This is a genomic window from Pseudarthrobacter phenanthrenivorans Sphe3 (genome assembly GCF_000189535.1).
In the GTDB taxonomy this organism is placed as follows: Bacteria; Actinomycetota; Actinomycetes; order Actinomycetales; family Micrococcaceae; genus Arthrobacter; species Arthrobacter phenanthrenivorans.
Map to the genome: position 1 here is coordinate 3274101 of NC_015145.1, position 20010 is coordinate 3294110.

The following is a 20010-nucleotide window of genomic DNA, read 5'->3' on the forward strand; positions in this document are numbered from 1 at the left end:
GCAGTTTTCATGGAGATGGGGGTTTAGGGGATCATCCAGCCGAGTATCGGAGTGGACTGCAGGAAGATCAGGACCGTGATGAGAGCCAGCAGGCCCAGGCTCCAGCCGATTAGCTTGCGGAACAGGGTGCCCTCGGCGCCTTCCAGGCCCACCGCGGCCGAGGCGACGGCCAAGTTTTGCAGCGAGAGCATCTTGCCCATGACGCCGGCGGAGGAGTTGGACGCTGCCATCAGCACCGGCGAGAGTCCGGTCTGTTCAGCGGCGGTGGCCTGCATCTGGCCGAAGAGCGAGTTGGACGAGGTGTCTGACCCAGTGAGCGCAACACCGATCCAGCCGATCAGTGGCGAGAGGAGGGCGAAGAAGCCGCCGGCCGAGGCAAGGGCAAGACCGAGAGACGTAGTCTGCCCGGACAGGTTCATGACAAAGGACAGGGCGAGCACGGTGGTGACCGTGAGGATGGTCCAGCGCAACTGTTTCAGGGTCTCCCAGTAGATGCGCAGGCCCTGGGCCGCCGAAATGCGGTACAAGGCCATGGTGATGAGGCCGGAGATCAGGAGCAGTGTGCCGGTTGCCTTGAGGTGGTCGAATTTGAACTTCTGCGCGGCAACATGCTTCCCGTCGGCGTCCACGACGTCCAGTCCCGGCCACGCGAAGCTCACGCTTCCAGCGGCGCTTAACCAGGTCTTGACTGCCGGGATCTGGGCGATGGAGAAGATGGTCATGATGATCAGGTAGGGCGCTACGGCCATCCAGATCTCCCGGCGGCCGGGCCGCTGCGCGGGTCCTGCAGCGGGCGTCAGGACACGCGTGGTGGCTGCCGCGGACACGGCCTCTGTAACGGACGCCGACGCCGGGACCCTTCCGGAGGCGCCGCGGCCGGGCCGGGAGTGGCCGGACCGCGGCCCTTCCTCCTCCGGCTGGCCTGACTCGCCACCCTGCCCGGACATATCGATAATTTCCCGCGGCTGCCAGATACGAAGCATCAGGAGCACGGCAGCAACGGTAGCCACAGCCGCCACGACGTCGGTCAATTCCACCGCGAAATAGTTGGCCGTAATGAACTGGAAGAGGCCGAACACCGCGCCGGCCACCAGCGCAACGGGCCAGGTCTGCCTCAGGCCCCGCCTTCCGTCGACGATGAAGACGAGCAGCAGTGGCACGATTAGTGCTATGAAGGGGGTTTGGCGGCCGGCCATCGCGGACAGCTCATCCAGCGGCAGGCCCGTGACGCCGTTCAGGGCGATGATCGGCGCGGCCATGGCGCCAAAGGCAACCGGAGCGGTGTTGGCCAGGAGAGAGACGATCGCGGATTTCAGCGGCTTCATGCCCGCGGCCATCATCATCGCCGCTGTGATGGCAACGGGCGCACCAAACCCTGCGAGCGATTCCAGGAGGGCGCCGAAGCAGAACGCGATCAGGATCGAAAGGATCCGGAGGTCGTTGGAAATGGAGCGGATGGTCCGGCCCAAGGCATCGAACCAAGGCGTTGCCACAGTGAGCTTGTATACCCAGAGGGCGTTGATCAAGATCCACAGGATGGGAAACAATCCGTAAAACGCCCCGGCGGCCGTAGCGCTGAACACTTGGTCCAGAGGCATCCGCCAGACCGCCAGGGCAAGGATGATGGACAGTGCCAGGCTGGCGAGTGCGGCTTTGGCCGCTTTCACGCGGAAAACGCCCAACAGGACAAACAGGAGAATCAACGGCAGGGCCGCGCACATCGCGGACAGGCCGAGCGAACCCCAAAGAGGGTCCACTACTTGCTGGTAGGTGCTCACAAAAAACTCCTTTGTATTTGGAGCGGGGAGGATGGGGCACGGGTTCGAGGTTCACACGTGGGGCGAAAACAAGATTCCACCATGTGAGAAATAAGTTTTACCTCGTGGACAAACCCTACGTATCGGTCTGACCAATCGTCAATGGTCTGACCGATTTATTCGAAACCCTTGTTTTTTCGTTTTGTAGAACATAATGTCCGTATCGTGAAACTCGCTCGAAAGGATTCTGTAATGCCCCTGACCTCACCCGCCCACTTGCCCTTCCACCGCGCGGCGGAAATCCTGACGCCGGAAGCCCTTGAGTTCCTGGCCGAACTCCACAGGCGCTTCGCCTCCGAACGGGATACGCGTCTTGCTGCGCGTCAGGAGCGCCGCGCAGAGGCCGGAAAGACCGGCACCCTGGACTTCCTGCCGGAGACAGCAGCAGTGCGGGAGGGTGACTGGACCGTCGCCCCGGTGCCGCCCGCCCTTCAGGACCGCCGGGTGGAAATCACCGGCCCCTGTTCTCCTGCGAAGATGGCGATCAACGCCCTTAACTCGGGAGCCAAAGTCTGGCTGGCAGACCTCGAGGACGCCAGCTGCCCAACGTGGTTCAACGTCATCGACGGCCAGCTCTCGCTGTACGACGCCACACGCGGAACCCTGGCCTACACCTCGCCCGAGGGCAAAACCTACGCCCTGCGCACCGACGCGCCCACCGCCGTCGTCATCATGCGCCCCCGCGGTTGGCACATGGATGAGCGGAACCTGGAGTTCGATGGCAAGCCCGCCATCGGCGCCCTGGTGGACTTTGGACTACATTTCTTCCACAACGCGAAGCGGCTCCTCGACAACGGCCATGGCCCCTATTACTACCTGCCCAAGATGGAAAGCCACCTTGAAGCCCGTCTGTGGAACGAAATCTTCGTTTTCGCGCAGGACGCCCTCGGCATCCCGCAGGGAACTATTCGGGCTACCGTGCTCGTGGAAACCATTCCCGCCGCTTTTGAGATGGACGAGATCCTGTACGAACTCCGCGACCACGCCTCCGGGCTGAACGCCGGACGTTGGGATTACTTGTTCAGCATCATTAAGTATTTCCGCGATTCCGGTTCAAAGTTCACGCTGCCTGACCGTGCCGCGGTATCGATGACAGTTCCCTTTATGCGCGCCTACACCGAACTGCTGGTCAAGACCTGCCACCAGCGCGGCGCGTTTGCCATGGGCGGCATGGCAGCCGTCATTCCGAACCGCCGCCAGCCGGAAGTCACCGAAGAGGCGTTCGCAAAAGTAAGGGCTGACAAGACCCGCGAGGCCAACGACGGATTCGACGGCTCCTGGGTTGCACACCCGGACCTCGTTTCCATCTGTATGGAGGTGTTCGACGGGGTTCTCGGGGACGCCTCAAACCAAGTGCAGCGAACCCGCCCCGAGGTCCACGTCACCGCCGAACAGTTGCTCGACATAGAGTCGGCGCCCGGCGAGGCCACCGAGGCCGGTCTCCGCGGAAACCTGTACGTTTCTGTCGCCTACACTGCAGTATGGCTGTCCGGGAACGGGGCCGTCGCCATCCACAACCTCATGGAAGACGCCGCAACGGCGGAAATCTCACGGTCGCAAGTCTGGCAGCAGATCCGCAACGAAGTGGTTTACGCGGACACCGGGAACACGGCAACCCGGGAACTGGTTGAACGTCTGTTGGCCGAGGAAACGGAAAAGCTCCGCAACGAGGTGGGCGAGGAACTGTTCAGCCGGTACTACGAGCCGGCATCCCGCATCATTTCGGAGATCTGTCTCTCCGAGGATTACACCGACTTCCTCACCACACCGGCCTACGAGGTACTGGAATCAGAAATGGCGGCCCGGTAGGAGGCTGTCCCACCCTTTGGGGGGCTGGAGGTCCGCTGACCTGTGGCAGCGGACCTCGAGTTCGCCCTGCTATCGGTTTCCGAACTGCGGCTCGCGCTTCTCCTGGAACGCCCGGAAACCCTCGGCATAATCGTCGGTCTTGCAGAGCCGGGCCTGCTCGGCGTTCTCCTCCTGCATGGCCTCCCAGAGGCCCAGGCGCTGGTCCCGGATGTGCGCCACCAGTTCCTTGCTGGCGGTGAATGCCCCCGTGGCACCCTGGGCAACGCGGCCCACGATCCCGCGCGTGATCTCCAGCAAAGACTCCGCGGGCATGGCCCGGCTGAACAGTCCCTGCGCCACGGCTTCGGCCCCGGAGATCAGGTCCGCGGTGTAGATCAGGTCCAGCGTCCGGTGCATGCCCAGCCGCTCGGTGAAGTACCAGTGCCCGCCCGAGTCCAGCGTGGCCCCCAGCTTGGCAAACGGCGAGCCGAACTTCGCGTTCTCCGCCACGTACACCACGTCCGTGGCCAGCAGCAGCCCCAGCCCCACGCCCAGGCACGCACCGTGCGCCGCGGCGAACGTCGGTGCGGGGAAAGCCGCCATCTTCTTCAACAGCGGAGCCACCAGCCCGCCCAGGTACGCGGCGGCGTCGTCACTCTCCGGGGTCACGTTCTGGATGTCCCGGCCCGCGCAGAAGGCCCTGCCCTCTCCCCTCAGCAGCAGCGCCCGCACCTCACCGCGCGAGGCGGCGGCAGCAGCGTCGTCGTACGCCTGGGACAGCTCCGCCAGCGCCTGCTCATCCAGCGAGTTGAGCTTGTACGGTGCGTCCAGCACCACCTCGGCAACGCCGTTGTTGATGGAGAGGGAAATCATGGGACTCCTTGTGGTGGTTGGTGATGCTTAGACGTCGAAGTCGACCGTGACTTCCTTGCTGGTGGGGTGGCTCTGGCAGGTCAGCACGTAGCCCTTGTCCAGCTCATCCTGCTCCAGCGCGTAGTTTTCGTCCATGGTCACGCTGCCGGTGACCACCTTGGCCCGGCACGTCCCGCACACTCCCCCGGCGCACGCGAACGGCACGTCCGGGCGGACCCGCAGCGCGGCGTTGAGGATGGACTCGCGGGCGTGGGTGGGGCTGGCCACCTCGCCCTGCAGGCCGTCCAGCTTGAACGTGATCTTGTACGTCTCCTTGGACTCGTCCACCAGCACGGGCCGGCCGGCGTTCCCCTCGGGCTTGTCCGGCTTGCCGGACGTGAACAGCTCGAACCGGATGTTCTCCGGCTTCACGCCGCGCTCGGCCAGGGTGTCGCGGCACAGCTGCACCAGCTCGAACGGCCCGCACAGGAACCACTCGTCCACGTCGTCCGCGTGGATAGCGGTGCCCAGCAGCTGCTGGAGCTTCTCGGCGTCGATCCTGCCGGACAGCAGCGGCGCGATCCGCTGCTCGCGGGACAGCACGTGGTGGATGGCCAGCCGCTGCGGGTACTTGTCCTTCAGGTCCGCCAGCTCCTCCAGGAACATCACGTCCATGGCGGCCTTGTTGGCGTAGATCAGGTCGAACCGGCAGTCCGGGTTCTTGGCCAGCAGGGTGCGGGCGATCGCGATCACCGGGGTGATCCCGCTGCCGGCGGCGATAGCCACGAAGCTGGCTTCCCCCTGGGAGGCGACGTCCCCCGCCAGCTCCTCCGGGTTGTTCATGGAGTTCATCCGGTTCTGCTCCATGGCCTGGCCGTCGCGGCCGAACTTGGACACGAACGCGCCCATGGGGCTCATCACGTCCAGCGTGTCTCCGGCCTTCAGCTCGGCGTTGGCCCAGGTGGAGAACAGCCCGCCCAGGTCCTTCTTGATGGCCACGCGGATCTCGCTGGTGCCGTCCTCGAAGCTGCGCGGCTCGGCGCAGATGGAGTAGCTGCGGCGGATTTCCTTGGGCTCACCCGTCTCGTCCGGCAGCGTGGTGCGCAGCGCCACGTACTGGCCGGGCAGGTAGTCGAAATGGCCGGCGAGCTCCGCGGGCACATGGAAGGAAACCTCGATGGCGTCCTCGGTGAGCCGGCGCACCTCCTTCACGGCGAGGGTGTGGAAGGACGGACGACGGCGGCCGGTGGCCTGCGCCTCCTCGGCGGCAGTCTGGCGGACAACAGGCATGGGGCTTCCTTACAGCACTTTGAAGTAGTCGAACGGTTCCTTGCAGTCCTGGCAGACGTAGAGCGCCTTGCAGGAGGTGGAGCCGAAGCGGGTGAGTTCCTTGGTGTTCAGGCTGGCGCACTGCGGGCACTTCACCGCCATGCTCAGGCGGATGGGGCCGGCGTGGCGGGCTGCTTTTGAGTGGCCGGTGGGCGGGGCGATGCCGTACTCCTGCAGCTTCGCTTTGCCCTCTTCGGTCATCCAGTCCGTGGTCCAGGCCGGGGAGAGCACCAGGTCAACCTCGACGTCGGTGTAGCCCTCCTTTTCGAAGGCGGTCTTGACGTCGTCGCGGATGGCGTCCATGGCCGGGCAGCCCGAGTATGTGGGGGTAATGGTGACTTTTACGTGGTCTCCTGCCACCTCCACGTCCCGCAGGATGCCCAGGTCCGCGATGCTGAGCACCGGGATCTCCGGATCCACCACGGTGGCGGCAATGTCCCACGCCTTCTGCTGCGGGCTCTTGGTCTTTGGCTCAAAGTCCGACACGTAAATGTCCATGACGGTCACCAGCTTGCTCCGGGATGCTCGCGGGCCAGCACCTGCATCTCGGCCAGGATGTAGCCCAGGTACTCCGAGTGCCTGCCCTGCCGGCCGCCGCCCGGGGCTGCCGGAACGTCCGGCACCTCGAGTCCGGCCTCGGTGAGGACTTCTGCGGTGAGCCGGTCAAAGTCCTCTTTGAGCGAGGAAGGTTCGACGGCGATGCCCGCCCCGGCGAGGCGGCCCGTCAGCTCGTCGTCGCGGAAGAGTTCCTCCACGTACGGCCACATGATGCGGAAGCCGTGGATCATCCTGGTGCGCGATTCCTCGGTGCCGCCGGCCAGGCGGAGGACCCACTGGGCTGCGTGGTCGCGGTGGTAGTCCACTTCCTTTACGGCCTTGGCGGCGATGGCGGCCAAGGTTTCGTCCTGTGATTCCGTGAGGCGGCTGTAGAGCAGGAACTGGTAGTAGCTCACCACGAACTGGCGGGCAATCGTGGCGGCGAAGTCGCCGTTGGGCTGCTCGAACAGCTGCACGGAGCGGAACTCGTGCTCGCGGCGGAAGTAGGCGAGGTCGTCCTCGGACTTGGCAGAGCCGTCGTCGTGCGTCATGGCGCCGCCGGCGTAGCTGAGGAAGCTGCGCGCGTGGCCCAGCTGGTCCAGGGCGATGTTGCCCAGGGCGATGTCCTCCTCCAGCTCGGGGGCGCGGGAGATCCAGTGGCCCAGGCGCTGGGCGAGGATCAGGGCGTCGTCGCCCAGGCGGAGTGCGTACTCTGCCGTGTCCTCGCTGGGCTTGGCCAGGCCGGTGCGGACCTCGAGTGCGATGTCCTCCGGGCGCAGGGCGTTGCCGGGGGTGATGCGGGTGGCGGAGGCGTTGGAGTCGCCGCCCGCCACACCGGTGGAGATGTCGCCGTGGCCTGTAGTGCTCAAAGGTGCTTCACTCCCTCGCTCTTGGTGTAGTACGTGGCGTGGCGGTAGTCCTTGCCCTGGGGCGACTCGAAGAACGCGCCCTTGGAGTCGGGGTCGCTGGCGGCGATGGCGTCAGCGGGGACAACCCAGATGGACACGCCCTCGTTGCGGCGGGTGTAGAGGTCGCGGGCGTTGCGCAGGGCCATGGCGGCGTCCGGGGCGTGCAGGGAGCCGGCGTGGACATGGCTAAGGCCGCGGCTGGACCGGACGAAGACCTCCCACAGGCCCCAGGCACTGCGGTCGTGGTGCTCCTGCGGTGCGGGGGACGCCTTCGGGGCTTCGCGGTTGATCTCGGTGGCCGAGCTGGCGGGAACTTCCGGGTTGCCGTGCGGGCTCATGCTGCGTATTCCTTCGTCTTCATTGACTGTTTTGCTGCGTAGGCGGCGGCTGCCTCGCGGACCCAGGCGCCGTCGTCGTGCGCTTGCCTGCGGCGCTCAAGGCGCTGGGAGTTGCAAGGGCCGCGGCCGGCCAGGACCTCGTGGAACTCTTCCCAGTCCAGCGGGCCATGCTCCCACTTTTTGCTGTCCTCGTTGAAGCGGACCTGGTCATCCGGGAGGGTGAGGCCCAGGACCCTGACCTGCTCAACCATCATGCCCACGAAGCGGCTGCGGAGCTCATCGTTGCTGAAGCGCTTGATGTTCCAGGCCATGGACTGCTTGGAGTTGGGCGAATCGTCATCCGGCGGGCCGAACATCATCAGGGCCGGGGCGTACCAGCGGTTCACGGCGTCCTGGGCCATCTGCTTCTGCGCGGGGGTGCCGTTGGAGAGTTCCAGCAGGATCTCGAAACCCTGGCGCTGGTGGAAGCTCTCCTCCTTGCAGATGCGGACCATGGCGCGGCCGTACGGGCCGTAGGAGGCGCGGCACAGCGGGACCTGGTTGCAGATGGCTGCGCCGTCCACCAGCCAGCCGATGGCACCCATGTCAGCCCAGGTCAGCGCCGGGTAGTTGAAGATGCTGGAGTAGCGGGCCTTGCCGGCGATCAGCGCATCGGTCATCTCGTCCCGGTTCTGGCCCAGGGTCTCGGCGGCTGAGTAGAGGTAGAGGCCGTGGCCGGCTTCGTCCTGGACCTTGGCCATGAGGATGGCCTTGCGCTTCAGGCTCGGGGCGCGGGAGATCCAGTTGGCCTCGGGCTGCATGCCGATGATCTCCGAGTGCGCGTGCTGGGAGATCTGGCGCAGGAGGGTCTTGCGGTAGGCCGCCGGCATCCAGTCCTTGGGCTCGATGCGTGAGTCCTCGGCAATGACGCGGTCGAAGTTGGCCTGGCCTGCCGCCTCCTCTTCCGGGGTTAGCTCAGCGGGCACTGACTGCAAGTTCTGCGCTGCCATGGTTGCTCCTATGCAAAGACCTTCAGGGACGTGCGGAATTATTTACCGACCGTTCGTTCAGGATATGCGGAAGCCCGCGGGGCCGTCAAGCGTGCCCTCCCCCTGCGACGCTCTCTCACTCAAGGTCGGTTTCCCTGCGACGCTCTCTCACTCGATGTCGGTTTTCCTGCGACGCTCTCTCACTCGATGTCGGTTTTCCTGCGACGCTCTCTCACTCGATGTCGGTTTCCCTGCGACGCTCTCTCACTCGATGTCGCTTTTCCCCTGACGCTCTCTCACCCTCCCCCGCGGCCCTTGCCGTTAGCGCCCGAGGCGCGTGCCGTCGTCGTACGTTCCTGCCCGAGGCGCCTCCAAGGACCCGCTCACCTTGGCAGGACATGCCGTTCCCTCGCTCAACACGCGGGCACCATTCCCACACACTCACGTGCGAGCCAATACCCAGAAGCACCTCAGGGAATGGTCGGGCGTTGCCCGCCTCGGCCCTCAACGCCCGGCTTCCAGCTCCTGGCCCGCAGCCTGGGCGAACTGCGTGGTGTGACCGGTCATGGCCTTGTCAACAGTCTGGAAGTACTCGGCAGCCTCCGTGGTCTCATCATCGAGATAGTTCCAGGCTTTATCCAATTCCCGCGCGATGGATTGCTTGGCTTCCTGGACGGCTTCTGTGGCGATAACTTCTACCTGCCAGCATGCAGCAACTGCATCGTCATAGTCGGCTTTGGCTTCTTCGAGGACAGCTTTCGCCTCCGGCGTGTCCTCGGTGTTCAGCCGCACCAGGTTGTTGTACCGGGTTGCGGACAGTTGAAAGGCCTGCGCATCGCCCAGAAGGCCTGAGTAGACCGCCACCCGTTCGGCCAGAAAAAAAGCGTGACGGCTTCTTTCCGCTTCCGCCGACGTGGACATCGCCGCCGCCATGAAGGTAAAGATGCCACCAACAAGGGCGCCCAGAAGTGCGCCCGTCGCTCCCCAGAATCCACTACTCTCCAACAGATGGCTTAGGGAGAAACGCTTCTTGCCATCATTCGTGGCCGGATTCCCTTCCGTTGCGGGTGATTCCATGTCCAGCCCCTTCCCGAAAGACATGCTTTGGCCCAGAACAGCGATGTGCCGACAATGAGCCACAGTGCACCATTACCGCCGTTACTGCGGCGTTATTGCGCCAAGAACGGTCCACCCGCAAAAAACGCGCCCAGTCTCCATACCTGCGGGCACGGAGCAGGCCATCGACAACCAGCTCAACGCATGCGCCAAAGGCCTGGCCGCCCTTAGGAAACATGAGAGATAGAGGTCAAGAAGCGGATGCTGCATGTAGCTGATGGATGCGAGCAGGAGCTCGAGATCGCCCGCCCGGTCCGGGCCCGGCCACCCGCAAAACTCACCCGATATAGCCTTCGCGATCGGCACCTGTTGACGCGCGACGGCCCAGGACTACACTGAGCCATGCCCGTGACCGGCCGAGCCGTTTCCGCCGCGGTGCTGCTCGTCATTGGGGCAGGCCTGGCTCTTCTGGCCGTGCTGGTCCACTACGAATTCATGAGAATTTACGGCGATATTAGCGGGACCGCACTGGAGGGGCTCACGTGGGGTCTCACGGCCGGACCCTCCGGATTGGGGCTGGGCCTGGTGGCGGTGATTGCCATCATCGGTTTCATGATCGCGACCCGGCGGTGGATGCGTTTTGCGGCCGTGGCTATCCCGGTCCTCATGCTGATCGGGATGTTCGCTGTCACCCCCGCGGCCCTGGGGCAGCGGCTCCAGGCGCAGTTCGCTTCGACCCCGCAATGCGTGATCGAGGGCACGGATGAGCCGATGGCCAGCGCGGACCGGGAGTCCCAGCAGGTGTTCGATTCCATCACTCACATCGGCCAGTTCACCGGTGGCGGCATGAGCGGCGTGGGCGGTTGCAGCCGTGGGTTTGTGCTCCCGGGAGACGCCGATGTGCTGCAGCACTACCGTGCGGCTCTGCCCGCGGCGGGCTGGCAAGTGGTGGAGGATGACGGGCGCCACCTCCGGGCGCACCTCGATGGCCGGGCGTTCGCTGTGATGTCCTGCCCCAAGGGCGGTTTGGTCTGGGCCGGAAGCGACGACGACACCTCCTTCGGGCAGGGAAGGCCTGAGCTGGCGGGCACGGAAATATGTCCCCACGACCTCTGAAGAAGGCATTTCCGTTCCGCCCGAAGGTGGAAGGAACAGTGGAATGAGCGATGACAATTGGCCCGGCGAAGAGGAGCGGCGCCCTGAATGGGGGCTCGGCCTCATGGTGCTCGGAATCCTGCTGGGGACTCCTGCCCTTTATGCGCTTTATTTTGGGACAACAAGGGGTATCGCTCCGGATGAAGGGTACAAGACCTTCCTTGCCGGGCCCGCAGCATTCCTTCCAATCGCCGTCTATCTGGTGGTGGCGATTGTGCTGGCGGTCCGGCCACGCACGTCCCCGTTGGGTGCGGGGCTGCTCATGGGCCTGGGAATCTTCACACTGCTCGGCGGCGGGCTCTGCGTGGGATACCTTGCGCAGATGAGCGGCGAGGTCTGAGACGGGTTTGCCGTTTCCGCCCCGGCAATCTGTACGACGACGTTGCCCACCTTGCGCCCTGCGTCCACGTAGCGGTGCGCCTCGGCGATGTCCGGGAGACTAAGGATGCGGTCGATGACCGGCCTGAGCCGGCCGGTCTCCGCCAGCTCTGCCACGCGCGCGAGATCAGCCGCCGTGAAGGGAACGTTGCCGGCAGTGACGCGCTTGCCCGTCCTGCGGGAGCGGCTGCCCGCGGTGAGCATCGCTGCCAGGTCGGCGACCACGGACAGCAGCGATCCCCCGGGTTTGATCACTGGCTCCAACCGGCCAAACGGTACGTTGCCCACACAGTCCATGACGACGTCGTACGTCTCCCCCACGGCCGTGAAGTCCTCGGTGGCGTAGTCGATCACGCGCTGCGCGCCGAGGGAGCGCACCAGGTCCGCGTTGCTGCCGCTGCAGACCGCAGTGACGTGGGCGCCTGCGAGGGTGGCGAGCTGCATGGCGGCAGTCCCGACGGCGCCCGACGCCCCGATGATGAGCACCCTCGCCCCCGGCCGGAGGGCCGCCCGGCCCATGAATGCCTGGGCGGTGATCCCGCCGAACACCAGCGCCGCGGCTTCCTCGAAGGTCAGGTTCCGGGGCTTTGCTGTGACAGCTCCATCCTCAGGGACGGTGGCGTACTCGGCGTGGCCGCCGAACTTGGCGCCGAGCATCGCCATGACCTCGTCGCCGGGCTTGAAGCGGGTGACGCCGGCACCGACTGATTCAACAATGCCGACCAGGTCCATGCCGAGAACCGGGATGCGCGGCTTGACGAAGCCCAGGGTGATTGAAGTGGGCAGCTTCAGCCCCTTGGGAACCTTCTTGGTACGGGCCCTGTAATCCGCGGCGCTGACAGTGACCGCCCGGACCTTGACCAGCAGTTCGCCGGGTCCCGGGGCAGGCTTGGGCCGTTCCTCGATGCGCACTGCGTCCGGACCACCAAAGCGGCGGTAGACGGCGGCCCTCATCGCCCTGCCCCGCCCGTCGCATCGGTACCTGGCGCGGTCAGCCGGGCGACGGCGTCGGCATTGAATCCCTTAACCACCAGCCAGATGCCCATCCCAAACTCCCAGCTGGCCAGGAAAAGGGCTCCGAATCCGGACAGCGGCGACACCGGACCCCAGAGGCCGAAGAGCATTCCGACTGCACCTGCGATGAGCAGCGGCGCCCCGATGAAGCCGAGCACGGGCAGCACCCGGGGCAGCAGGCGGGACTTGTACATCAGCGAGCCGAGCAGCAGTGCGTTGAACGCTGGGATGAGGCCTTGACCCAGCAGGGTGGTCCACGTGTGCTGGGCCAGCAGCGCCTGGCCGGTGACCAGTGCATCGTCTCCGGCGCCGGCCTGCCTCAGGGTGACGATGGACATCAGCGCCACAACCCCGGCGAAGATGGCGCCGGCTTCCAGGATCCGCGCCGCAACGAAGCCGAGTGCGAGCCCTTCATTTTGGCGCTTAACCACCGGATACAGGGCCACGCCGGTGCCGATGCAGGCCAGGGCGACGACGACCTCCAGCAGTCCGCCGGCCACCACCAACGTGTCGGGGCCGGGGCCGGTGATGTACGCGGGGTCTGTTTTGACCTGGCCGTAGAGGAAGAGGGTGGGGATGGACACGAAGGTCAGCAGGTAGAGCACGCCGGCGGCCAGGGAAGTCTTCCGGTGTGAAGCCATGGGACGGCGGGCGGCGGTCCCCGGCTGGAGAGCGGTCATGGTCTTTCTCCTTGTGAAGATCAAGGTGTACGGCGTACACCTTTGATAAGAGAAACGTAAGGTGTACCGCGTACACTTGTCAATGGTTGATCTGTCGATTCAGCAAAGGAGTCCGATGGCCCGGCAGGCGAAGGCGGCGGAACGTACCCGGCTGAACCGGGACCGTGTGCTGGTGGCTGCGGTGGCGCTGGCGGACGCCATCGGGATTGATGCGCTGAGCATGCGCCGCCTGGCACAGGAGCTCAACGTCGTCCCCATGGCGCTCTACAAGCACGTGTCGGACAAGGAAGACCTCCTGGACGGGATGGTGGAGGTGATCATCCGCAAGATCGATCCGCCCCGGACCAACACCGATTGGAAGACGGCCATCCGCGACCGGGTGTTGTCTGCCCGCCGGGCACTCCAGCGGCACTCCTGGGCGCGGCAGGCGATCGAGACCCGCACCAAGCCCACCGCCGCGGTTCTCGACTACCAGGAGTCGTTTGCCGGAATGTTCCTGGCGGGCGGGTTCACCCCCGACCTCGCGCACCACGCCATGCATGCCCTCGGCGGGCGGATGTGGGGATTTACCCAGGAACTGTTTGACGCCCCGGCGCCGGCACCTTCAGCGGCCTCGGCGGCCCCGCAGCCTGACGCGCCGCAGCCCGACCCGGCGGCGCAGGCGGAGATGTTCGCACAGATGGCCCAGCGGTACCCCAATATCGTCACCATTGCCACCGCCACTCCCCACGATCCGGACTCCGTGGTGGGGTACGGGTGCGACGACCAGTTCGAGTTCGAGTTTGCGCTGGACCTGCTCCTGGAGGGGTTCGACAAGCTCCACCGCGAGGGCTGGAGTTCGGCGGCGGCGAAGCTCGGCCGGCGGAGGGGGTAGCGCCCGCGTTGGGAGGGCGTCCGCCCGGGCCCCCGCCTACTTGCCGGTGAGCTCCGTGTAGAGCGACTGGACCCGGGCCTTGATGTCATCCCGGACCAGGCGCATCCGCTCCATGCCTTCGATGCCGCGCTCGGACGGCTCGTCCGTTTCCCAGACCTCGAAGCGCTTGCCCTCCCGCGGTTCCAGCTTGGCTTCCGTGCCCAGGACGACGACGGCGTCCACGCTGTCCAGCGCCTCGTCAGTGATGGGCTTGGGGTACTCGCCGGAGACGTCGATGCCCAGTTCGGCCAAGGACTCCACCGCCTGCGGGTTCAGGCCCTTAGCGGGCTTGGTGCCCGCGGAGTAGACAGCAACTTTGCCGCCCGCGAGGTCACGCATGAGCCCGGCGGCAAGCTGCGACTTGCCGCCGTTCTTGCTACAGACGAACAGGACGGACGGAGTTTTTTCCTGGGGCATGGGGAGATTGTTTCCTTTTGTTTGCGGACGGCGATGGGCGGACGACGGCGGGCGGTGAACTTAGGTGCTTGCCCCGGAACGCCCGTGGGACAGGCCCGTCGGGAAGCCCACCAGCACAGGTTCGGGCGAGGCGCAGCAGCCTGAGTCCGCGGTGGCATCCGCCGCCGCTGCCGCCAGCGGAACGTCGCAACTGCTGCCTGCGTCCGTGGAGCAGACCCCGGTTTCGGGCAGTTCAAGGTGCACGGTGTCGGCCGAGTCCTGGTCGCCGGCGAGGGCGGCGGCCACGGAGCGGACCTGCTCATAGCCGGTGGCCAGCAGGAACGTGGGGGCCCGGCCGTAGGACTTCATGCCCACAATGTAGAAGTCCTTCTCCGGGTGGGCCAGGAGCTTGGCGCCGTGCGGCGGGACGGTGCCGCAGGAGTGGAATTCGGGATCGATCAGCGGGCCAAGCTGCACCGGTGCCTCCACGGCGGGGTCAAGGTCCAGGCGGAGTTCGCGCAGGATGTCCAGGTCCGGACGGAACCCCGTGCACGGGATGACGACGTCGGCCTCAAGCGTGCGGCCGTCCACGGCACCAACGGTGACGCCCGAGTCGAGCGCTTTCAGTGAGTTAATGCCGAAGCCCGTGTGCAGCTCGATTTTTCCGGCTTCCACCAGCCGCCGGACCCGGGCGCCGAGCTGGCCGCGGGCCGGGAGCCCGTCGGCGTCTCCGCCGCCGTACACCTTCTCGGCGGAGGGACCGCGGACAGCCCAGAGGATCCGGGTGTCCGGCTCCTCCTTGGCGAGGGCGGACAGGTTGATGAGGGTGTTGGCTGCCGAGTGCCCGGCGCCCACCACCAGGACACGGCGCCCGGCGAACTGCGCGCGGTCGCGGCCGGTGACGTCCGGCAGCGGTGAGGAGATCCGGTCCGCTGCCGCTTCCTCACCAATGGCGGGCAGGCCGGAAGTGCCCAGGGGGTTGCGGGTGGACCATGTGCCCGAGGCGTCGATGACAGCGGCGACGGCATGGTCCCGGGTTTCCCCGTCCGCGTGCCGGACCCGCACCAGGAACGGAGTGGTGTCCCGGTTCCGGACGTGCGTCTTGTCCAGGCCCTGCCGGGTCACGGCGGTCACCCGGGCGCCGGTGTGCAGCCGGGACGAGATCTGGGGAACCCGGGCCAGCGGGGCGAGGTAGTTGTCGATCAGCTCCCCGCCGTAGGGCAGCGCAGTGGGGCGGGGAGACTCCCAGCCGGTGGGCTCCAGCAGGCGGACTGCCGCGGCGTCAAGGTTGAACCGCCACGGTGAGAACAGCCGGATGTGGCGCCACCGCTCGATGGCCGCGCCCGCCGTCGTACCCGCCTCGAAGATGACCGGCTCCAGGCCGCGCTCCAGCAGGTGTGCTGCTGCGGCGAGTCCAACAGGCCCGGCCCCAATGACGGCGACGGGAAGGCTCTTGGCGGAATCCATGGGGTCCTCTTTCGGTGGTAGGTGCGGCTAATCCCCCGGTGGCCCAACTAGGTAGCGCTAAGTGTCGTTTTCAGGGTTCAAAACGACACTTGGCGCTACCTAGTTGGGATGGGGCGGGCTAGGAGTGGATCGGTTCTTCGACTAACGCCGTGGCGATGCTGTCCGCATCCTCCAGCGCGGCGAGGTAGCGCTCGGCGTCCAGTGCCGCGGCGCAGCCCGTGCCGGCGGCGGTGATGGCCTGCCGGTAGCGGTGGTCCACGGCGTCGCCACAGGCGAAAACGCCGGAAATGTTGGTCACCGTGGTGGGCGAATCCACCTTGATGTAGCCCTCGTCGTCCAGGTCAACCTGCCCGGCCACGAGCTCGGTGCGCGGCAGGTGCCCGATCGCCACGAACAGCCCGGTGGCCGCCTGCTCGCGGGTCTCGCCGGAGCGGGTGTCCGTGAGGGTGACTCCGGTGACCTTGCCGTCGCCGTGGATGGCCGTGACGGCAGAGTTCCAGGCGAAGCTGATCTTGGGGTTGTCCTTGGCACGCTGGGCCATGATGCGGGAGGCACGCAGTTCGCCCTTGCGTACGACGACGGTCACGGACTTTGCGAAGCGCGTCAGGAAGGTTGCTTCCTCCATGGCGGAGTCGCCGCCGCCCACCACGATGATGTCCTGTTCGCGGAAGAAGAAGCCGTCGCAGGTGGCGCACCAGGAGACGCCGTGGCCGCTGAGCTTCTTCTCCTCCGGCAGGCCCAGTTCCTTGTACGCGGAACCGGTGGCCAGGATGACCGCGGGGGCGGTGTGGGTTTCGCCTCCGCCGGTGACCACGGTCTTAAGGTGACCCTTGAGGTCCACTGAGGTGACGTCGTCGAACACCACCTTGGCGCCGAACTTTTCTGCCTGCTCCTGCAGCCCGTCCATCAGCTCGGGGCCCTGGATGCCACCGGGAAAGCCGGGGAAGTTTTCCACTTCGGTGGTGTTCATCAGGGCACCGCCGGCGGTGACGGAGCCGGCCAGGACCAGCGGGCTGAGGCCGGCGCGGGCGGCGTAGATGGCGGCGGTGTAGCCGGCGGGGCCGGATCCGATGATGATCAGCTGTTCGTTGCTCATGAATATTCTCCTGGTGCTCGGGCTACTTGGCGGCCGGGATGAGGGAATCGATCAGGCCCTCGATGCGGGTCCTGATCTGGTCCCGGATGGGGCGGACTGACTCTACGCCCTTACCGGCCGGGTCTTCCAGCACCCAGTCCTCGTACCGCTTGCCGGGGAAGTACGGGCACTCGTCGCCGCAGCCCATGGTGATCACCACGTCCGATTCCTTCACGGCCTCGGTGGTGAGGACCTTGGGGACCTCGGCGGACATGTCGATGCCCACCTCCGCCATGGCCTCGACGGCGGCCGGGTTGATTTTGTCTGCGGGCTGCGACCCGGCGGAGCGGACCTCGATCTGGCCCTTGCCCAGCGTGGTGAGGAACGCGGCGGCCATCTGGGAGCGGCCGGCGTTATGGACGCAGACAAACAGGACGGAGGGCTTCTTGGCTGTTTCGGTGGTCATGCGGTTCTCCTTGGTGAAGCTCTCCGGCCAGAACATCGATGATGATCGATACAGAGAGTATGGGGTTATAGATCGATGGATGTCAATATTTAGGTCAGAGGCCGCTTCAGGCGGCCCTCAGGCGCGGGGCCAGCCCACGGACGCGGCCGGCGATGGTCTCGAAGGCCTCCTCAAAGGCCTTCCTGGTGTTCAGCCGCAGCGGGTCCGGGACGGACCAGTGCACGCCGCCCAGTTCCGGCAGTTCCTCGTGGGCGTTGTCGCAGACAGTGACCACGAAGTCGCCGCTGCCGGCCACCTGGTCCAGGCTGCGGGGCACGCCGCCTTCGAGGTCCAGGCCGTGGCGGCGGGCGACGGCGATGGCCCCCGGGGCGATCCGCTCGGCCGGGTGAGTGCCCGCCGAAGCGGAAGGGATATCACTGAGCTGCTCCCAGAGCACCGCGGCCAGCTGGGAGCGGGCACTGTTGCGGGTGCAGACGAAGAGGACGCGGCGGGCCCCGTGTTCCGCGCCGGGCGTGAGGCCCTCCAGTCCGCCCGGCGCCAGCCGGATGTAGCTCCGGCGCTTGTCCGCCTCCGAGCGGTGCCGCACCGCCAGGCCTGCCGACTCAAGCGTCCGCAGGTGGTGGGACACCAGGTTGGACGGCATCCCCAGTTCCGCCTGGAGCTCGGTGGGGGAAAAGTCGCCGAGCGTCAGCAGGTCCACGATGCGGAGCCGCGCGGGATCAGCGAGCGCGGCGTACCTGGCCACCCGGGACTGGAACGAGTCAACTGCCTCAGTTTTCATTGGTTCAATTTTGACTGAGCTAATTCTTTCGGTCAAGCTGGACGCATGACTTTGCACCAGCCGCCGCTGTGGCGCCGCGCCCTCGCCGAACTCCTCGGCACCGCCCTGCTTGTAGCGATTGTGGTGGGTTCGGGAATCGCAGCCCAGCAGCTCTCCCCCAACGACGTCGGCCTGCAGCTCCTCCAGAACAGCACCGCCACGGTCCTGGGCCTGACGGTGCTGATCCTGGTGTTCGGGCCGGTCAGCGGGGCGCACTTCAACCCCGTGGTGTCCCTCGCCGACTGGTTCCTGAGCCGCCGCGCCGGCACCGGGCTCAGCCTGCCGGACCTGGGCACCTACATCGCCGCCCAGACCGTGGGGGCCGTGGGCGGCAGCGTCCTGGCCAACGCCATGTTCGAGGTGGGCATGTCCGTCTCCGGCAAGGACCGGGCCACCCCGGGGCATCTGTTGGCCGAAGTGGTGGCGACAACCGGACTTGTCCTGCTGATCTTCGCCCTCGCGGCCACCTCCCGCGGCGTACTGGCGGCGCCAGCCGTGGGCGCCTACATCGGCGCGGCCTACTGGTTCACGTCCTCCACCTCCTTCGCGAACCCTGCCGTGACCGTGGGCCGCATCTTCAGCGACACCTTCGCCGGGATTGCCCCCGGATCCGTCCCCGGCTTTGTTGCCATGCAGCTCCTGGGTGCCGCCGTTGGCCTGGGCCTGGTGCTCCTGCTGTTCCCTGCCGCACCCAAGGCGGCGGACGACGTCGTTCTTCCGCACGATGCGAAGGCTGCCGGTTCGTAAAACTCCCGCACCGCAGACATATTGATGACTGTCAATATGCGCGCATAATGGAGAGATGACATCGCTGCCCCTGTTTGAGACCGCCGGCTGCTGCCCGCCCGGGGCGCCCGCGCTGGGCGCCGAGGAAGCACAGCAAAAAGCCCTGGTTTTCAAGGCCCTGGCCGATCCGAACCGGCTGCGGCTGCTGTCCATCGTGAAGGCAGCGGAGGGCGGCGAAGCCTGCGTCTGCGATCTCACCGAACCGCTGGACCTCGGCCAGCCCACCGTATCCCACCATCTGAAGATCCTGGTGGATGCCGGCCTGCTGCACCGCGAAAAGCGCGGCACCTGGGCCTACTATTCTGTGGTTCCCGGGGCCTTGGAGCGCACCGCGGAATTGGTGGGGAGCCTTTAAAGGCGGACGGTCCGCCCTCCGGAAGGGAGGGCGGACCGTTCGTTGGGGAATCAGCAGGGATTCCTGCCGGGGTTAGCGGCGGGTGCGGCCATCGCCGTCGAGATCGATTTCTTCCTTGCGGACTTCTTCGGTGACGGTGTGCTCGTTGGTGACCGTCTCCTTGTCCAACCGAACGCGCTCAACCGGGACGGCTTCCTTCTCAATCACGGGGCGTTCCTCATGGAGGACCACCTCGTGCTCTTCCTCGCTGATGGCGGGGCCATCCATGGCCGCACCGACGTTGGCGTCCGTGATGGGCTCGCGCTCCAGTCGGACCTCTTCACGCTGAACCGGGACAGTCTTGGTGACATTCTCGGTCACCACGTACTTGCGCAGGCGTGCCCGGCCGGTTTCCTCTTGGCGGGTGCCGACATGCAGCTGCTCCTCGGAGCGGGTCATCGCATCGTCGGTGGTGGGGCCTGAAGTGTCGTGGCCAACGGTTCCGCGCGCGTCGGTGTCAACGGCGTCTCGGCCGGTGCCGGCGAAGCCGTTGCCCGTGTGGCCGTTGCTGCCGCGGAGACCGTAGTAGGCGTAAAGCTCGTCTTCCTCTTCCGGCTCCAGGTGGCCGTCCGGGGCAACGCGGGGTGCGTCCTTGACCTTGTCCTTGGCGTGGGCGATGACGATGTCGTTTCTGTCCTGCGTTGCGGCAGACAGCGGAGCGAAGGATTCGTGCGTACCGAAGAGCCCGGTCTTGACCGTGACCCAGGTAGGCTCACCGGTCTGGTCGTCCACGTAAATCTGTCCGACGGATCCGATCTTGCTTCCGTCGGATCCAACGACGTTCCCGCCGGCAGTGGTCAGTGCAGAAAGATTCTCAGTGCTGATCATATGCTTCTCCTTCTTGTTACTGGTTTTGTGCTGCTTGGGGGACAA

21 protein-coding genes are annotated in these 20010 nt (G+C 66.1%); 5 read left to right on the top strand and 16 right to left on the bottom strand.

Features of this window, described 5'->3' with window-relative positions; genetic code table 11:
- Nucleotides 1–23 precede the first annotated feature (23 nt).
- Nucleotides 24–1721, bottom strand: coding sequence for an L-lactate permease (locus tag ASPHE3_RS15190; protein ID WP_049786140.1), 1698 nt, complete (start codon nucleotides 1719–1721; stop codon nucleotides 24–26).
- Nucleotides 1722–2009: 288 nt separating this feature from the next.
- Here ASPHE3_RS15190 and aceB point away from each other — a divergent pair, with 288 nt between their 5' ends.
- Nucleotides 2010–3626: a malate synthase A gene (aceB, locus tag ASPHE3_RS15195; protein WP_013602081.1), complete on the top strand. Its 1617-nt coding sequence runs from the start codon at nucleotides 2010–2012 to the stop codon at nucleotides 3624–3626.
- Between the two features lie 69 nt (nucleotides 3627–3695).
- Here aceB and ASPHE3_RS15200 read toward each other — a convergent pair whose 3' ends face one another.
- From ASPHE3_RS15200 to ASPHE3_RS15230, 7 genes are all read right to left on the bottom strand, one after another.
- Nucleotides 3696–4478: an enoyl-CoA hydratase/isomerase family protein gene (locus tag ASPHE3_RS15200; RefSeq protein WP_013602082.1), complete on the bottom strand. Its 783-nt coding sequence runs from the start codon at nucleotides 4476–4478 to the stop codon at nucleotides 3696–3698.
- Between the two features lie 27 nt (nucleotides 4479–4505).
- A complete protein-coding gene (gene paaE, locus ASPHE3_RS15205) occupies nucleotides 4506–5747 on the bottom strand; it encodes a 1,2-phenylacetyl-CoA epoxidase subunit PaaE (protein ID WP_013602083.1) in 1242 nt (413 codons plus the stop codon).
- Nucleotides 5748–5756: 9 nt separating this feature from the next.
- Nucleotides 5757–6284, bottom strand: a complete 528-nt coding sequence (gene paaD / locus ASPHE3_RS15210; protein ID WP_041653064.1) for a 1,2-phenylacetyl-CoA epoxidase subunit PaaD — start codon at nucleotides 6282–6284, stop codon at nucleotides 5757–5759.
- A gap of 5 nt (nucleotides 6285–6289) precedes the next feature.
- A complete protein-coding gene (gene paaC, locus ASPHE3_RS15215) occupies nucleotides 6290–7192 on the bottom strand; it encodes a 1,2-phenylacetyl-CoA epoxidase subunit PaaC (RefSeq protein WP_013602085.1) in 903 nt (300 codons plus the stop codon).
- Nucleotides 7189–7569, bottom strand: a complete 381-nt coding sequence (gene paaB / locus ASPHE3_RS15220) for a 1,2-phenylacetyl-CoA epoxidase subunit PaaB (protein ID WP_013602086.1) — start codon at nucleotides 7567–7569, stop codon at nucleotides 7189–7191. Before paaB ends, paaC begins: the two co-directional genes overlap by 4 nt.
- The gene (gene paaA / locus ASPHE3_RS15225; protein ID WP_013602087.1) at nucleotides 7566–8558 is read right to left on the bottom strand and encodes a 1,2-phenylacetyl-CoA epoxidase subunit PaaA; all 993 of its coding nucleotides are present in this window, start codon (nucleotides 8556–8558) and stop codon (nucleotides 7566–7568) included. Before paaA ends, paaB begins: the two co-directional genes overlap by 4 nt.
- Before the next feature lie 483 nt (nucleotides 8559–9041).
- Nucleotides 9042–9614 (bottom strand): hypothetical protein, encoded by a 573-nt coding sequence (locus tag ASPHE3_RS15230; protein WP_013602088.1) that lies wholly within the window; start codon nucleotides 9612–9614, stop codon nucleotides 9042–9044.
- 387 nt (nucleotides 9615–10001) lie between these two features.
- On the opposite strand from ASPHE3_RS15230, the gene ASPHE3_RS15240 reads away from it, so the two are divergent.
- Nucleotides 10002–10709 (top strand): hypothetical protein, encoded by a 708-nt coding sequence (locus ASPHE3_RS15240; protein ID WP_148258119.1) that lies wholly within the window; start codon nucleotides 10002–10004, stop codon nucleotides 10707–10709.
- A 234-nt stretch (nucleotides 10710–10943) separates the two neighbouring features.
- Here ASPHE3_RS15240 and ASPHE3_RS15245 read toward each other — a convergent pair whose 3' ends face one another.
- A complete protein-coding gene (locus tag ASPHE3_RS15245) occupies nucleotides 10944–12080 on the bottom strand; it encodes an NAD(P)-dependent alcohol dehydrogenase (RefSeq protein WP_013602090.1) in 1137 nt (378 codons plus the stop codon).
- Entirely contained in the window at nucleotides 12077–12820 is a 744-nt protein-coding gene (locus ASPHE3_RS15250) for a DUF4386 domain-containing protein (protein WP_013602091.1), read from the bottom strand. The genes ASPHE3_RS15245 and ASPHE3_RS15250 overlap by 4 nt, the downstream gene beginning before the upstream one ends.
- 115 nt (nucleotides 12821–12935) lie before the next feature.
- On the opposite strand from ASPHE3_RS15250, the gene ASPHE3_RS15255 reads away from it, so the two are divergent.
- Complete coding sequence (locus tag ASPHE3_RS15255) at nucleotides 12936–13694, top strand: TetR family transcriptional regulator (RefSeq protein ID WP_013602092.1); 759 nt, start codon at nucleotides 12936–12938, stop codon at nucleotides 13692–13694.
- Between the two features lie 36 nt (nucleotides 13695–13730).
- Here ASPHE3_RS15255 and ASPHE3_RS15260 read toward each other — a convergent pair whose 3' ends face one another.
- The 5 genes from ASPHE3_RS15260 to ASPHE3_RS15280 form a co-directional block, all read right to left on the bottom strand.
- Nucleotides 13731–14150, bottom strand: coding sequence for an arsenate-mycothiol transferase ArsC (locus ASPHE3_RS15260; RefSeq protein WP_013602093.1), 420 nt, complete (start codon nucleotides 14148–14150; stop codon nucleotides 13731–13733).
- A 60-nt stretch (nucleotides 14151–14210) separates the two neighbouring features.
- A complete protein-coding gene (locus tag ASPHE3_RS15265) occupies nucleotides 14211–15596 on the bottom strand; it encodes an FAD-dependent oxidoreductase (RefSeq protein ID WP_013602094.1) in 1386 nt (461 codons plus the stop codon).
- Nucleotides 15597–15714: 118 nt separating this feature from the next.
- Entirely contained in the window at nucleotides 15715–16692 is a 978-nt protein-coding gene (gene trxB, locus ASPHE3_RS15270; protein WP_013602095.1) for a thioredoxin-disulfide reductase, read from the bottom strand.
- Nucleotides 16693–16714: 22 nt separating this feature from the next.
- The gene (locus ASPHE3_RS15275) at nucleotides 16715–17137 is read right to left on the bottom strand and encodes an arsenate reductase ArsC (RefSeq protein WP_013602096.1); all 423 of its coding nucleotides are present in this window, start codon (nucleotides 17135–17137) and stop codon (nucleotides 16715–16717) included.
- A 106-nt stretch (nucleotides 17138–17243) separates the two neighbouring features.
- Entirely contained in the window at nucleotides 17244–17918 is a 675-nt protein-coding gene (locus tag ASPHE3_RS15280; RefSeq protein ID WP_013602097.1) for a metalloregulator ArsR/SmtB family transcription factor, read from the bottom strand.
- A 45-nt stretch (nucleotides 17919–17963) separates the two neighbouring features.
- Here ASPHE3_RS15280 and ASPHE3_RS15285 point away from each other — a divergent pair, with 45 nt between their 5' ends.
- Nucleotides 17964–18704 (top strand): aquaporin, encoded by a 741-nt coding sequence (locus ASPHE3_RS15285; protein WP_013602098.1) that lies wholly within the window; start codon nucleotides 17964–17966, stop codon nucleotides 18702–18704.
- 55 nt (nucleotides 18705–18759) lie between these two features.
- Entirely contained in the window at nucleotides 18760–19098 is a 339-nt protein-coding gene (locus tag ASPHE3_RS15290) for an ArsR/SmtB family transcription factor (RefSeq protein WP_013602099.1), read from the top strand.
- A 72-nt stretch (nucleotides 19099–19170) separates the two neighbouring features.
- Here ASPHE3_RS15290 and ASPHE3_RS15295 read toward each other — a convergent pair whose 3' ends face one another.
- Nucleotides 19171–19965, bottom strand: coding sequence for a DUF2382 domain-containing protein (locus ASPHE3_RS15295; RefSeq protein WP_013602100.1), 795 nt, complete (start codon nucleotides 19963–19965; stop codon nucleotides 19171–19173).
- Nucleotides 19966–20010 lie beyond the last annotated feature (45 nt).